Genomic DNA, 260 nt, shown 5'->3' on the forward strand with positions numbered 1-260 from the left:
AAACTCCAATAGTCGTACATCATGTTCGGACTGCGCAGGCCAGAATTTGGCAGCCGCTTCTGGGAGCGGATGAAATGCGGGACCTTCATCGGGTCACGCATGAAGAACACCGGAGTGTTGTTGCCGACCATGTCGAAGTTGCCCTCGTCGGTGTAGAACTTCAGCGAGAATCCCCGGACGTCACGCCAGGTGTCGGGACTCCCGAGCTCACCAGCGACTGTGGAGAATCGGGCCAGCATGGGAGTTTCGCGCCCCTTCTG

The 260-nt window shown here is 58.5% G+C and carries 1 protein-coding gene; it reads right to left on the reverse strand.

What is annotated here, in order from left to right; translation table 11 throughout:
- Positions 1–260 (reverse strand): catalase (locus FVA95_RS30020; protein WP_149666993.1); only part of this gene is annotated, 260 nt, incomplete at both ends.

This window comes from Pseudonocardia sp. EV170527-09 (assembly GCF_008369905.1).
GTDB lineage: Bacteria > Actinomycetota > Actinomycetes > Mycobacteriales > Pseudonocardiaceae > Pseudonocardia.